This is a genomic window from Burkholderia perseverans, assembly GCF_022870505.1.
Classification (GTDB): domain Bacteria; phylum Pseudomonadota; class Gammaproteobacteria; order Burkholderiales; family Burkholderiaceae; genus Burkholderia; species Burkholderia plantarii.
In genome coordinates this window covers 915,047-928,418 of record NZ_CP045093.1, presented here as the reverse complement: position 1 = coordinate 928,418, position 13,372 = coordinate 915,047, and the positions used below count along the sequence as shown (strand labels likewise).

Annotated in this window: 10 protein-coding genes; 3 read left to right on the top strand and 7 right to left on the bottom strand. The window is 68.1% G+C overall.

The annotated features are described in order from the left end of the window. Positions 1 to 123: 123 nt before the first annotated feature. A complete protein-coding gene (locus tag BpN12_RS03900; RefSeq protein ID WP_055140029.1) occupies positions 124 to 651 on the bottom strand; it encodes an Lrp/AsnC family transcriptional regulator in 528 nt (175 codons plus the stop codon). Between the two features lie 167 nt (positions 652 to 818). Here BpN12_RS03900 and mdeB point away from each other — a divergent pair, with 167 nt between their 5' ends. Next, the gene (gene mdeB, locus BpN12_RS03895; RefSeq protein WP_246794000.1) at positions 819 to 3,512 is read left to right on the top strand and encodes an alpha-ketoglutarate dehydrogenase; all 2,694 of its coding nucleotides are present in this window, start codon (positions 819 to 821) and stop codon (positions 3,510 to 3,512) included. 765 nt (positions 3,513 to 4,277) lie between these two features. Beyond that, positions 4,278 to 4,628: a hypothetical protein gene (locus tag BpN12_RS03890; protein WP_246793999.1), complete on the top strand. Its 351-nt coding sequence runs from the start codon at positions 4,278 to 4,280 to the stop codon at positions 4,626 to 4,628. A gap of 34 nt (positions 4,629 to 4,662) precedes the next feature. On the opposite strand, the gene BpN12_RS03885 is transcribed toward BpN12_RS03890, so the two are convergent. The 3 genes from BpN12_RS03885 to BpN12_RS03875 form a co-directional block, all read right to left on the bottom strand. Beyond that, a complete protein-coding gene (locus BpN12_RS03885; RefSeq protein ID WP_246793998.1) occupies positions 4,663 to 5,676 on the bottom strand; it encodes a glycoside hydrolase family 18 protein in 1,014 nt (337 codons plus the stop codon). A 462-nt stretch (positions 5,677 to 6,138) separates the two neighbouring features. Beyond that, positions 6,139 to 6,387, bottom strand: a complete 249-nt coding sequence (locus tag BpN12_RS03880) for a hypothetical protein (protein ID WP_246793997.1) — start codon at positions 6,385 to 6,387, stop codon at positions 6,139 to 6,141. A gap of 102 nt (positions 6,388 to 6,489) precedes the next feature. Beyond that, a complete protein-coding gene (locus BpN12_RS03875) occupies positions 6,490 to 8,337 on the bottom strand; it encodes an amidohydrolase (protein ID WP_246793996.1) in 1,848 nt (615 codons plus the stop codon). A gap of 519 nt (positions 8,338 to 8,856) precedes the next feature. On the opposite strand from BpN12_RS03875, the gene BpN12_RS03870 reads away from it, so the two are divergent. Then, positions 8,857 to 9,849: a LysR family transcriptional regulator gene (locus BpN12_RS03870; protein WP_246793995.1), complete on the top strand. Its 993-nt coding sequence runs from the start codon at positions 8,857 to 8,859 to the stop codon at positions 9,847 to 9,849. Positions 9,850 to 9,927: 78 nt separating this feature from the next. On the opposite strand, the gene BpN12_RS03865 is transcribed toward BpN12_RS03870, so the two are convergent. From BpN12_RS03865 to BpN12_RS03855, 3 genes are all read right to left on the bottom strand, one after another. Further along, positions 9,928 to 10,677 (bottom strand): creatininase family protein, encoded by a 750-nt coding sequence (locus BpN12_RS03865; RefSeq protein ID WP_246793994.1) that lies wholly within the window; start codon positions 10,675 to 10,677, stop codon positions 9,928 to 9,930. 201 nt (positions 10,678 to 10,878) lie between these two features. Beyond that, complete coding sequence (locus tag BpN12_RS03860) at positions 10,879 to 11,139, bottom strand: hypothetical protein (RefSeq protein WP_246793993.1); 261 nt, start codon at positions 11,137 to 11,139, stop codon at positions 10,879 to 10,881. A 258-nt stretch (positions 11,140 to 11,397) separates the two neighbouring features. Beyond that, complete coding sequence (locus tag BpN12_RS03855; protein WP_246793992.1) at positions 11,398 to 12,228, bottom strand: helix-turn-helix transcriptional regulator; 831 nt, start codon at positions 12,226 to 12,228, stop codon at positions 11,398 to 11,400. Positions 12,229 to 13,372: the final 1,144 nt, after the last annotated feature.

Here is a 13,372-nt window from a genome sequence, read left to right as displayed (position 1 = left end):
CTCCGGTCATGGCGACACATTCTGGGCGCGCGGCCCGGCGCCGGCAAACGAGCATTTCTACCCGCAGCATTAGCGCAATTACTGCGACACCCAACCGGGTCGGCCGGCCATGCCGGCGCGCGCTCACTCGCCGTCGCGCGCGTCCTCTTCCTCGCGGCTCAGCGTCAGCCCGCCGGCCGGCAGCGGCAGCGCCGTGCGATAGCGCACCTGTTTCAACGCGAAGCTCGAGCGGATGTTCGACACGCCCGGGATCGTCGTCAGCTGATCGACGATGAAGCGTTCCAGCCCGTGCATGCTCGGCACCAGCACGCGCAGCAGGTAGTCGGCGTCGCCCGACATCAGGTAGCACTCCATCACCTCGGGCCGCTTGTCGATGGCCGCCTCGAAGCGGCGCAGCGCGTCCTCCTGCTGCTTCTCCAGGCTGACCTGGATGAACACGTTGATCTTCAGGCCGAGCGGCTCGGGATCGAGCAGCGTGACCTGCCGCCGGATCAGCCCGAGCTTCTCGAGCGCCTTGACGCGGTTGAAGCACGGCGTGGGCGACAGGTTCACGGCGCGCGCGAGTTCGGCATTGGTGATGCGCGCGTTCTGCTGGAGCTGGTTCAGGATCGCGATGTCGGTGCGGTCGAGGCGGGTCGGGTCGGCGGGCATGAATGTAACAATTCCGGAAATGGCGCGATTACCGGAATATTTATACTGAATCGCCGTCGCAACGCAATACAAAACAGACACACGTTCCGGAACCGCGCCAGTACGCTTGTCGGACCGCCGCGCCTACGATCGCGGCGCCCCCGCTCCCCCTTTTCCGGAACCGGATCATGACCGACCTGTCGAACGGCGTCCCGTCGATACTTGCCCAGCCCCTCAATCCGATCGACGACGATCCCGCGGAAACCGGCGAATGGCTCGCCGCGCTCGACGGCGTGGTCGAGCATGCCGGCCCCGAGCGCGCGCGCTACCTGCTCGAACGGCTCGCCAGCCACGCCGCCACGCAGGGGCTCGCGGCCCGGCGCGGACGCGCCACGCCCTACGCGAACACGATCGCACTCGACACGCAGCCGCCCTACCCCGGCGACCTCGAGATCGAGGCGCGGCTCGCCGCGGCGCTGCGCTGGAACGCGCTGGCGATGGTGGTGCGCGCCAACCGCGCCTACGGCGAGCTGGGCGGCCACATCGCCAGCTACGCGTCGGCCGCCGACCTGTTCGAGGTGGGCTTCAACCATTTCTTCCGCGCGGCCGGCGCCGGGCACGACGCCGATCTCGTCTATTTCCAGCCGCACTCGGCGCCGGGCGTCTACGCGCGCGCCTATCTGGAAGGATTCCTGAACGAATCGCAGCTCGATCACTTCCGCCGCGAGATCGACGGCCCGGGCCTCTGCTCGTATCCGCATCCGTGGCTGATGCCGGACTTCTGGCAGTTCCCCACCGGCTCGATGGGGATCGGGCCGATCAACGCGATCTACCAGGCGCGCTTCATGCGCTACCTCGCGCACCGCCAGCTGCTGGACACGGCCGGGCGCACCGTCTGGGGCTTCTTCGGCGACGGCGAGATGGACGAACCCGAGGCGATCGGCGCGCTCTCGCTGGCCGCGCGCGAGCAGCTCGACAACCTGGTGTTCGTGATCAACTGCAACCTGCAGCGGCTCGACGGCCCGGTGCGCGGCAACGGCCGCGTGATCGACGAACTCGAGACGCTGTTCGCCGGCGCCGGCTGGAACGTGATCAAGGTGCTGTGGGGCTCGGACTGGGACGCCCTGTTCGCGCGCGATCGCGACGGCGCGCTGCTGCGCGCGTTCGCCGATACCGTGGACGGCCAGTTCCAGACCTTCTCGGCCAACGACGGCGCCTACAACCGCGAGCACTTCTTCAGCCGCAACCCGCAGCTGGCGGCACTGGCCGCGCACCTGAGCAACGACGACATCGACCGGCTGCGCCGCGGCGGCCACGACGCGCGCAAGCTGCACGCGGCCTACGCGCAGGCGCTCGCGCATCGCGGCCAGCCCACCGTGATCCTGGCCAAGACCATGAAGGGCTACGGCATGGGCGCAATCGGCCAGGGCCGCATGACCACGCACCAGCAGAAGAAGCTCGGCCTCGACGACCTGAAGGCGTTCCGCGACCGCTTCGCGCTGCCGCTCTCGGACGACGAGGTGGCCGAGGTGACGTTCTACCGCCCCGCCGACGCCAGCCCCGAGATGCGCTACCTGCACGCGCGGCGGCAGGCGCTGGGCGGCTACCTGCCGCGCCGCCGCCGCGAGGCGAGCCGCGCGCTGACGGTGCCGCCCGTCAGCGCGTGGGGGCAGTTCGCGCTGGAGGCCGACGGCAAGGACATGTCGACCACCACCGCGCTGGTGCGCATGCTGGGCGGGCTGCTGAAGGCGCCCGGCTTCGGCGAGCGCGTGGTGCCGGTGGTGGCCGACGAGGCCCGCACCTTCGGCATGGCGAACCTGTTCCGGCAGGTCGGCATCTACTCGCCGCTCGGCCAGCGCTACGAGCCCGAGGATCTCGGCTCGATGCTCTACTACCGCGAGTCCACCACCGGGCAGATCCTCGAGGAAGGCATCTCGGAGGCCGGCGCGATCTCGTCGTGGATCGCCGCGGCCACCGCCTACAGCGTGCATGACCTGCCGATGCTGCCGTTCTACATCTACTACTCGATGTTCGGCTTCCAGCGCGTGGGCGACCTGATCTGGGCCGCCGCCGACCAGCGCGCGCGCGGCTTCCTGATCGGCGCGACCTCGGGCAAGACCACGCTCGGCGGCGAGGGGCTGCAGCACCAGGACGGCACGAGCCACCTGGCCGCCGCGATGATCCCGAACTGCCGCGCCTGGGATCCGGCGTTCGCCTGCGAGGCGGCCGTGATCGTCGAGCACGGCATGCGCGAGATGGCCGAGCAGCAGCGCGACGTGTTCTATTACCTGACCGTCACCAACGAGAACTACGCGCAGCCGTCGCTGCCCGAGGGCGCGCGCGAGGGCATCCTGCGCGGCCTCTATTCGCTCGATCCGGGCCGCCGCGACACGGCGCGCGTGCAACTGCTCGGCGCCGGCGCGATCATGACCGAGGTGCTGGCCGCCGCCGAGCTGCTGCGCGACGACTGGGGCATCGAGGCACAGGTCTGGAGCGTGACGAGCTTCACCGAGCTGCAGCGCGACGCGATCGAGGCCGAGCGCGCGGCACGGCTCGGCGGCGAGGCGCGCGAGCCGGCCGTCAGCGCCGCGCTGCGCGGCGCGCGCGGGCCCGTGATCGCGGCCACCGATTATGCGCGCGCGCTGCCGGAGCTGATCCGCGGCTACGTGCCGGCGCCCTACGTGACGCTCGGCACCGACGGCTTCGGGCGCAGCGACACGCGCCGCGCGCTGCGCGAGTTCTTCGAGGTCGATCGCGGCTCGATCGTGTTGGCCGCGCTGCATGCGTTGGCGCAGCAAGGCGAAATCGGCGAGGAGGTGGTGCGCGCGGCGCGCGAACGCTACCGCAAGGACGCCGGGCGCGCGGCTTCGTGGCGCGCTTGAGCGGGAGCGATTCAGCCAATATCCCAGCACCGGCGAAGCGTGCTCAGGCGCGCTTCGCTCCGGTTAGCGAACGCCGACATATTTCACCGCGCTTTCATGAAGCCCGGCATTTTGATTCAACGCCGCATGATGACATTTTCATAACAAAAACCACCCGCCGCGGCGCCATTTCATTCGGCTTCGCGACACCGGACGATGATCGACCGCACTCGCCTCGGCACACCGGCGATTGATCCACCGCGATTCATTCGAGCCTATTGATTTCCGCGCTCGCGGCCCGCCCCGCATGCCTCGGCGGGCACCCGCCGCGCACCGCCACGCACGCCGCTTCACGCCACTGTCATGCCACGGTAATCGGCGCGCCATTCGCGCCGGATTTCCCGATGGCAAAATTTTCTGAATCGGGATTGTCGTCGCGAGGCGTTTAACCTATGATCCCGGCAAACGGATTTTCCACGACGGAAAATCGACAAGCGCCAAGGCCGATCCGGGGTTTCCCTCCATGCCGTGCCGCGACGTTCCCACCGGAATCTCGCGGCGGCGTCACGCCTTGTGCCGGCCCCCCGCCCCATCCCATCGCGCGGGTCATCGTGGCCGGCGCAACAGCACGCGTGACAGGCACGGCGGCCGGCGGCCCCGTGCGAACCGGAACCGGCATGCCGGGCCGGACGGCGCGCAGCAACGGGCCACGCGCCCGCGGCCATCGCGTCGCGAGGTGCGGGGCCAGGCAACAGCGATGGCATCCATAGGCAAGCGGGGAATCGAATGACGGGCAAATTCCATATCGCCAACATCAGCGCCTCGGCCGCGACCTACTACGTCAACGACACGCGGGTCGGCGCGCCCGCACGCCCGATGAACGCCGCGACGGGCGCGCCCGACATCGTCACCGTGCTGCGTTCGCGCGAGCCGGACCCGTCCGGCACGTTCGCGGTGGGCGCCAACGCGTTTTCCGTGCGCTTCGAGGACACGATCCCGCCCGAGCCCGCGCGGATCGACTACGACATCGTGATCCCCGACAACGAGTCGCTCGACGACGACCTCTACCTCTACGTGTTCCGCGACTCGGCGATGCTGCTGTCGAGCCGCGGCGTGGTGCTGTCGAACGTGTCCTGAGCGCGCCGGCCAGCCCGCCAGCCGACACGTTCCGTCAGAACCCCAGCGAGTTGAGGAACTGATTCGTGTAGCCGAGCGTGCCGGCCTTGCCGTAGTTGTTGCAGGTGTCGGACGAGTCGTTGTCGGAGGTGGCCGGCGCGCAGTCGCGGTCGCGCGAGAACGCCCAGAAATGCACGCCGCCGAGCTGCTTCGACACCGCGTAGTTCGACACCGTGACGGCATCGGCCAGCGTGAACGTCTCGTCGATGCTGTCGTTGCCGCCGATCATCGGCGTCACCTCGATCTGGCTATACGGCACCTTCCAGTAGTTGTGCAGACTCTCGGCCGCGGCGATGGTCGACTTGCCCATGTCGCACGTGCCGCTGCTGTTCAACGTGCAGAGCGACGCGTCCTCGCCGCCCGAATCGGCGAAGTCCATCGTCATCAGGTTGATCGTGTAGTTCTTCAGCCCGTAGTTCCGGATCGCCGTCATCACCTTCACGCCGATGTCGCCGAGGTTCTGGCTCGGGTTGCCGCCCTCCGTCGCGATCGTGAAGCTGTAGCGCAGGTTCGGATAGGCGGCCTGCGCGTTCGCCACGCGCGCCACCAGGTTGTTGATGTCGCTTTGCGTCTGGCCGTTCTCGATGTCGAAGTCGATGCCGATCAGGTTCGCGCTGTAGTACGTCTGGATGAACTTCTGGAAATTCGCGTCGGACGTGCAGAGGAAGCTCGCGCCCGCGCCGCCGGTGGACACGATGTACTGCTTGCCCGCGGTCACGAAGCTCTGCACGTTCGCCTTCGCGAACGACGCGGCCGACACGCCGCTCCAGTCCTCGCTGCCGCAGTTGCCGGTCGCGAACGCCCAGGTCACCGCCTGCAGCCTGGCCGGCATCACGCTCAGCAGCGTCTTCGAGCTGCCCGTCACGGTGGTGTTGAGCTGCGTGCCGCCGAAATCGCCCGAGTAGAAGTACGGGCTGTAGACGAGTCCTGCCGGCGCGGCCACGGCCGATGCCGCGAACGCCACGCCGGCAAGACCGGCTACCAGACCGTTGATCAGTGTCGATGTCATGATGGTTTCCTGAGAGGGGAGACGAGCCGCGGGCAGCAGCATGCACCGCCCGCATGCGATGACGCCGGCCGCCGCATGCGTGACGTCACGGCCCCGCCTGCACGGCGGGACCGATGCCGGCAGGCAGCGGCCGGCGTTTCATTTCGTTGATCCGATTCATTCGCAGTGCGTAACGTCCAGGGCGTTTTTTTCGCGAATCCATCGAATCGTTCCGCTTGCCGATTTCGTTACGTCAATACCGGAACACGCGACGCCGCAAGGCCGGCGAATTCAGTTTCCACGATTTGGACAGCGTGTGACGCGCCGCTTTTTCATGGCGCGCGGCCAGTCATACGCGCGGCTTCTGAATCGCACGGGCACGGATTGGCACGGCGACGCGCTCAGAATCGCGCGGCCGGCATCGATGGAAGCGAAGGGAAAGCGGATCGGTTCGACGTTGTCGAACCGGCACCCGCACACGCGTCAGGTCGCGTCGGCCGGATCGGGCTCGGCCGGCCCGATCTCGAAGTGCGCGGCCGCGTAGCGGGCGCTGCAGTCCCACCGCACCTCGCCGTCGCGGCTGAAGGTGGCCCAGCCGTCCTTGACCACCATCCGTGCCTCGGGAAACACCGCACCGTATCCGTGCGCCGTCGCGGCATGCTGCGTGCGCTCACGACAGACGGCGCGATAGTCGCCGTCGGTCAGCACGCGTGCGTTGGGTTCGGTTGTCATCCTGCTGTCGATCCGTCGTTGCCATGAAACGGCCGCCAGTATGCCGCATCGGCGCGCGCCGGCCGGCGCCGTCGGGTAGCGGCCGGCCGGCGCGGGGCGCTTTTACTGCCCGGCCGCGTACACCTTGCTGCCGTTCACCCAGGTTTCGAGCACGTCGATGTCGCGCATGCCGGCAGCGTTCGGCGCCGTCCATTGCAGCGGGTTCTTCGCCAGGATCACGAGGTCGGCCTGCTTGCCCGGCAGCAGCGAACCGATCTGGTGATCGAGATGGCACTGCCAGGCCGCGTCGATGGTCACGGCGCGCAGCGCCTGGTAGACGTCGAGGCGCTCGCGCGGGTTGAGCACCTTGTCGGCCTCGCTCAGGTCGGGCACATCCTCGAGCGCTTCCATCACGCGTCCGATCGACTGCTCCATGCTGCGCAGCTGGCCGAGCGGCGTCACGAAGTGGTCGCTGTGCAGGCTGATCTTCAGGCCCGCCTTCAGCGCCGAGGCGCAGCGGTCGAGCAGCTGCGCGCGTTCGGCGCCGAGGATCGTGTTCTTGAACGCGGCGCCCCAGTAGCCGACGTGGCCGATCAGGAAGCTCGGCGAGATCGCCATGCGCCGCATCAGGCCGATCGCGTCGTCGTGCAGCAGCGAGGCATGCTCGATGCGATGCCGCTGCTCGGCCCAGGCCGGCGCGCTCGGGTACGGCTGCTTCGGCGGCGGCGGGGGCGGCACCGTGCTGAGCGCGGTCTGGTAGGCCGCCAGCACGTTGGTGATGCCTTCGTCGCCGTTGGCATGCGTGAGGATCGGCCAGCCGGCATCGGCCACCATCGCCATCACGTCGGCCAGCTTGCGCACCGGATCGAAGTTGAACAGGCCATAGGCACCGACGCCGGGCACCTTGTGCTCGTCGCAGCACAGGTACGGGCGGCTCTGGAAGCCGGTCAGCCCCTGGTTCGAGCCGTCGGCGATCAGCTTGATCGCGCGCAGCGTGAACAGCGAGTTCGCGTCGCTCTGCAGCTCGGGCTTGTAGCCCCGCAGCCAGGTCATCAGGTCGTTGCCGTTGCCGTACAGCGCGCCGCCCACCCGCACCGTCATCGACGGCGTCTTCGCCAGCCCCTTCATGATGGTGACTTCGTCCGGCCCCGCGATCAGCCCGACGCTCGCGTCGAACAGCGTGGTGATGCCGCGCTGGTTGGCCTGCTGGAACACGATCGCGAGGCCCGCGAAGATCTGCTGCGAGGTGACGGGCGGCATGGCGGCCAGCACCGCCGCCGACTGCTGCTCGGTCAGCACGCCGTCCGGATGGCTGCCGTCAAGGCCGGCCGCCTTCAGCGCGGGTGTGTTGGCATAGCTGATGTGGCCGGACGCGTTGAGCAGGAAGATCATGACTTCGGTGCTGACGTCGTCGAGGAAGCCGGCGTCGATGTCTTCCCAGACCGTCATCAACGACGGATCGACGCCGTAGCCCGTCACCCACTTGCGCGGCGGCGTCGCCGCGCGCGCCTCCGCGACGGCATCCTGCAGCCGCGTCGCGATCACCTGCCGGTCGTACCGCGTGTTCAGCTTCTGCTCGACGAACGGCGACAGGTCGGTCCAGGTCGTCATCAGCGCGCTCGACACCAGATGCGCATGCGGATCGATCATGCCCGGCAGCAGCGTCTCGTCGGCCGCGAGCGGTCGCTCGACCGGCGCGTATTCGGCCATCGCACGGCGCACGTCCGCCAGATCGCCGCTCTCGATCACCTGGCCGTTCGCGATGCCGAGCGCCTCGACGCACTGCTCGGGATGCTCGGGGTCCGGATGGATGTTGCCGCCATGGAAGATCACGGACTGCGACGGCCCCCGCACACCCGGTCGCGACGCGGCGCCCTCGAGCGCGGCCTGCCATTGGCGGTGATCGTGGCGGTAGGCCGGCAGCAGATGCGGGCTGCAACAGGCACAACCGAATTGAAGACGTTCCAACATAGGGGTTCCTCTTGGTTTTTTACCGCGGTCTCGGCAATGACGATCGATATCGCGGGGCACCATTTTCATTCGATTTTCCTGCCCGAACCGGCACGCCCGCTGATCGCGGCGCACGGCCATGCATGCCGGCCGCGCGCTTTCCCCGGGCGCGGCGCGGCTCAGTTCCGGCGCCGCGCTCGACTATAGCCGATGACCATGACGTTCACCAGATTCGATTAAATACCGTGAAATATTCGAGGAATATTCGATTAACGATCAATCATGCGGCGTGGAATCCGGCAATGCCGCAAGCGTGAATGGATTGCGCGACGGACGACGGCCGGCCGGGGGCGGCCGAAACGCGCGCGAGCGTGGTGGCCCGCCGGGCGCGCAGACTTAGCAAGGCTAATTCCCGTGCACGCCGCAATGAGCCGGAGCTCGGCACCGGTTTGCTAGAATCGCGCCAATTCCCGCGTATTTCCGTCGGTTCGCGGTGCCCGCCGAGTGCGGTGCCGGCTTATCCCACCCTTAGCCACACTGATGCAAAAGATCCTCGACTCCTCGCTGCTCGGCGCGCTGCGCTGCTTCGCCAGCGCCGGCCAGCTGCTGAGCTTCACGCGCGCGGCCGACGTGCTGAGCCTCACGCAGAGCGCCGTCAGCCAGCAGATCCGCCAGCTGGAAAACCGGCTCGGCTACGCGCTGTTCGTGCGCGAGCACCGGCGCCTGTCGCTGACGCGCGAGGGAACCATGCTGCTCGAAGGCGTGCGACGCGGCTTCGACGAGATCGAAACCACGCTGACGCGGATCGCGAGCGCCGACGATCCGGTGCGCGTCGGCTGCTGCCCGTCGTTCGCGATGCACTGGCTGGTGCCGCGCCTGTCCGATTTCCATCTGCAGTATTCGCGCAACCCGGTGCAGCTGAAGGCCGAATTCACGGCGCTCGGCCTGCCCGATCACGACACCACCGGCGTGGACGTGGCGATCCGCTATTCGGCCGACGCGCTCGACGAGGTCGACAACACCGACGCGCTGCTCGACGAATGGCTGCTGCCGGTGGCGACGCCCGCCTATCTGGAACGGCATCCGCAGCTGGCGGCGGGCAAGCTCGACCGCAAGGTGGCGTTCCTGCACGACGCGGCCGCGTGGACCGGCGCGTCGGATTCGGCCGAGTGGCGGGCCTGGCTGGAAGCGGTCAAGCCCGAGTGGCTGCCGCGCATCGACGGGCCGCGCTTCAACCTCGGCAGCATGGCGTTCAACGCCGCGCTCAATCATCAGGGCGTCGCGATCGGCCGCGTGTCGATGCTGCTCGACGAGCTGTGCGACGGCCGGCTGGTGCCGATCGTGCCGGTGGCCGTGCGCTCGCCCGCGCGCTACTGGATGGTGCGCCGTACCGACGGCGCGCCGTCGGTCGGTGCGTTTCGCGCCTGGGTGCGCCAGCAGTGCGGGCAATTCGCGCCGCGGCGCGCGCATGAAGTGGAGCGGCTCGGCGTGCGGCTCGGCTGCACGCGCGAAGCGCTGCACGACGCGGCCTGAAGCATCACGAGGCAGAAGCCACGGCAACCAGCGGGACAGCCAGCGGGACAGCAACCGGAGCGGCCCGCCTGCCGCCGCTCAGTCCGGCACGACCTCGGCCGCGAACGCCTCGACCTCGGCCACCAGCCCCTTCACGGCCTGCCGCACCAGCTCGCCGCCCTTCTCCGGCGAAGCCAGCTTCGGATTCGAACCCATCCGGCCGTCGGGGAAGCGCGCGCGAAACTCGAGCGCCTCGCGGATCGGCCCCATCGGCGCGATCTCGGGCGCGTAGTCGGCCTGCTTGATCGCGTGCGGCAGCGCCCATTGCGTGATCGCGATCTCCGACGGCGTGGCGTGGACGCCATGGCCGCTCGGAAACTGCCGCTGCGCGAGATCGGTCACGCCGTCCAGGTCCCACCAGTTGCGCAGCTTCAGCGCGAAGCCGCAGCGGCGCCGCGCGAAGCTGGCCTGCGCGTAGATCTCCGAGAACGCGGCCTCGATCGAGGCGACGTTGCCGCCGTGCCCGTTCAGGAACAGGATCTTCTCGAAGCCGTGCCCGGCCAGCGAGTGGACCCAGTCGCCGATCGCGGCGATGAAGGTGCTCGGGCGCAGCGAGATGGTGCCGGGAAAGCCGAGGTGGTGTTGCGCCATGCCGATGTTGAAGGTGGGCGCCACCAGCATGTCGGCCGATTGCTGCGCCTCGTGCGCGATGATCTCGGGGCAGAGCCAGTCGGTGCCGAGCAGGCCGGTGGGGCCGTGCTGCTCGTTCGAGCCGATCGGCACGACCACGATGCGGCGGCGCTTCAGGTAGCCCTCGATTTCGGCCCAGGTGGACAGGTGCAGGAGCATGATGATTTCCGTTGGCGGTGCGCGCGGCCCGCGCGACTGCGGGCCGGGGAACGCGCGAGTGGGGATCGGGGCGTCGCGAACGCGCGGCGGCGCGCCGGCCGGGGCCGGTCGCGCGCCATCGCGCTCATGCCGCTATCGTCCCACGCCAGACCTGCAATCGTCACGACGCAATCTTCCCGCCGGAGGGCGGGCCGGCCGGCGTCAGGCCGACGCGTCGAGCACGCCGGCCAGTTCCTCGCTGCCCGATGCTTCCCGTGTGACAGGCCGCGTGGCGGAAAATGTGGCGGGAAGCGTGGCGGAAATCGCGGCACACGGCGCGGCCACGTCGTGCGCCGTCACGGCTTCGGTTCGCACCACGCCGCCGCGATGCGCCAGGCCCGCCGGGGTCGCGCGATGCCAGAGCATGGCGACGATGTCGCGCGCCTCGCGGAAGCTCACCTCCGGCATGTCCTGCTGATCCATGGCCCTGCTCTCCTGATCCTGTTCCTGTTCCTGATTCCTGACAACGCGGGATGTTGCGCGCCCGGTCGCGAGCGATCGAACCGGGCGTGATCGGGGCTGGCGACGACGCGTCGTGTCGTGTCGTGTCGTGAGTACGCACGGGCAGCAGCGGCGTGAACGGCCGAGGCAGGGACCGCCAGACGGAATCGCCAACCCGCGCAGCCCGACTGCGGGGCACACCGCGTCACGCCGCTCGATCACCGCCATCGCTCGCCGCGCTCACGATTCGTCGAGCACCCATTTCACGAGGCCGTGACGCCCCTTGAAGCCGAGCTTGGCCGCCGCGCGCTTGATATACGTCTCGATCGTGCTGTGCTTGACGCCGAGCGCGTCCGCCATCTCGCGGAACGTGCTGCCGGTCAGCAGGCCGACGCACACCTCGATCTCGCGCTCGGACAGCACCACGGAGGCGCTCGTCAGCCGGCGCTCGAACTCGCGGCGCAGCGATTCGTGACGCGTGGTCGAATCGCCCGCGCTGTCCACCGACGCGGCCGGACGGCCCGGCATCGCGTAGCGGCGGTGCGAGGCATGCATCTCGACCAGCGGCATCAGCATCTCCGCGCAGCTCTTCAGGAACGTCATCTCCTGCAGCGTGAAGTCGTAGGCCTGGTCGGGCCGGTACAGCGAGATCACGTAGCGGCGGTTCGCCTTGCGCGACACCAGATGACACTGGAAGCCGAGGCGGCTCGGCTGGATCGCGTCGAACGCACCCTCGGCGGGGCGCGACGTGTTCATGTGGATCAGTTGCGTGTCGGACGCGGCCAGGATGCGCTTCGACAGCGGATCCTCGGCCATGCCGCGGTAGAGCTCGTCCTTCAGGACGGCCGGACGCGGCGTCTGATTGGGGCGGATGTCCTGATCGTGGGACGCGAACGCGCCCAGCAGATGGACGCCGACGATCTCGCCCTTCACCTCGTTGACGGACCAGGCGGTGATTCTGGTCGACTCTACGTTCACGGATCCGACGAGCAATGCGTGCAGATCCGAGGTAAAGCGCTCAGTACCGGTGCTGGATATGATTTTTCCAAGCTTGCCAAATATCTCGACCACGTCGTTTTCCTCGGAATGTGTTGTTGTTGAGCCCATGCGAGAAACAGCCGGTCATCGCCCACCCGCGGCAAAAACCGTTTCACGCCGGTGCCCGGCACCGGCCGCGGCGATCGTGGCCACGATCTCCACGGCTTGCGTCCGGCGCCGGGTACTGCTGCTGCCTGCCGCGCCGATCGGCCGGACCGCACGGCAAACGGTCCGGACCCACGCGGCAATCGATGCGGGACGCGCCGGGCCGGATCGCACCGGCCCATCACGTCCCTGTCGGGCGCCCCGCTCTCACGAGACGCGCCGGGAGGCCGCCCGGCCGCTCGTCTCGGCGGCCGGTCCGGCGCTCCTTCCGGTGGTTCCTCTCAAAACCTCCGGCCAAGAAAAAGGGTAGCCAGCCTCGCTCCGCCGCCACAACCGCGGCACACGAACCGTCGGCGCGAAACCCGAAGCCCGTTTCGCTTGGTGGTTCCGCCCCGGGCTGCACGCTACACGCCGGCAACCATCCAGGCCATGCCGTCCGTCCACCGGGACCGGGGCGGCTCGACCTGTACCGAGCCCGCTGGTATCAGGACTCCGGCATTGCGAATGTACTGGATTTTCGATGACACCGACGTTGCGATGAAAAGAATCCTGTTTGAATCATACCGTTATGCACCACGCGTGACAGCAAATGATCCGCGTACTGAAACAAAACGAAACTTTACAGAAGTCTGAACGTCGAGTTTTCGCGGTCGTGAATTGCCGGCATCAAATACCGGCAATCACGACGCGAGCGAATCGGCTAACGGCAAACGCCCGGTCAAACGGCGTTTCGGGGTAGCGAATTACGCGAGGAATGGAAAGGGGAAATCGGGGGTATAACCGGGTTGCGCCCTCCCGGCTCCGGCAGGACCGGCATCGATCGCGCGATCTCCGCCATGAATGGGGCGGTGACAATGCGAGTGCTACCAATTGATCCGAACCGGTGCATCCTGATTAAAACGGGTTGCACGATGCATTCCCGCGTGGTTTGACTCGTCACCGCTCGCATGCGCCGGCGGAAAGTCTAGCGTTCGCCGTGGTAATGCCGAAAAAATCTTGCGCTCTGCGTCGATACCGTTCGCGTTTGCGCACGACGTTTCGTTCGGCGGCCGGTTTACGAAAAACCGGCCCG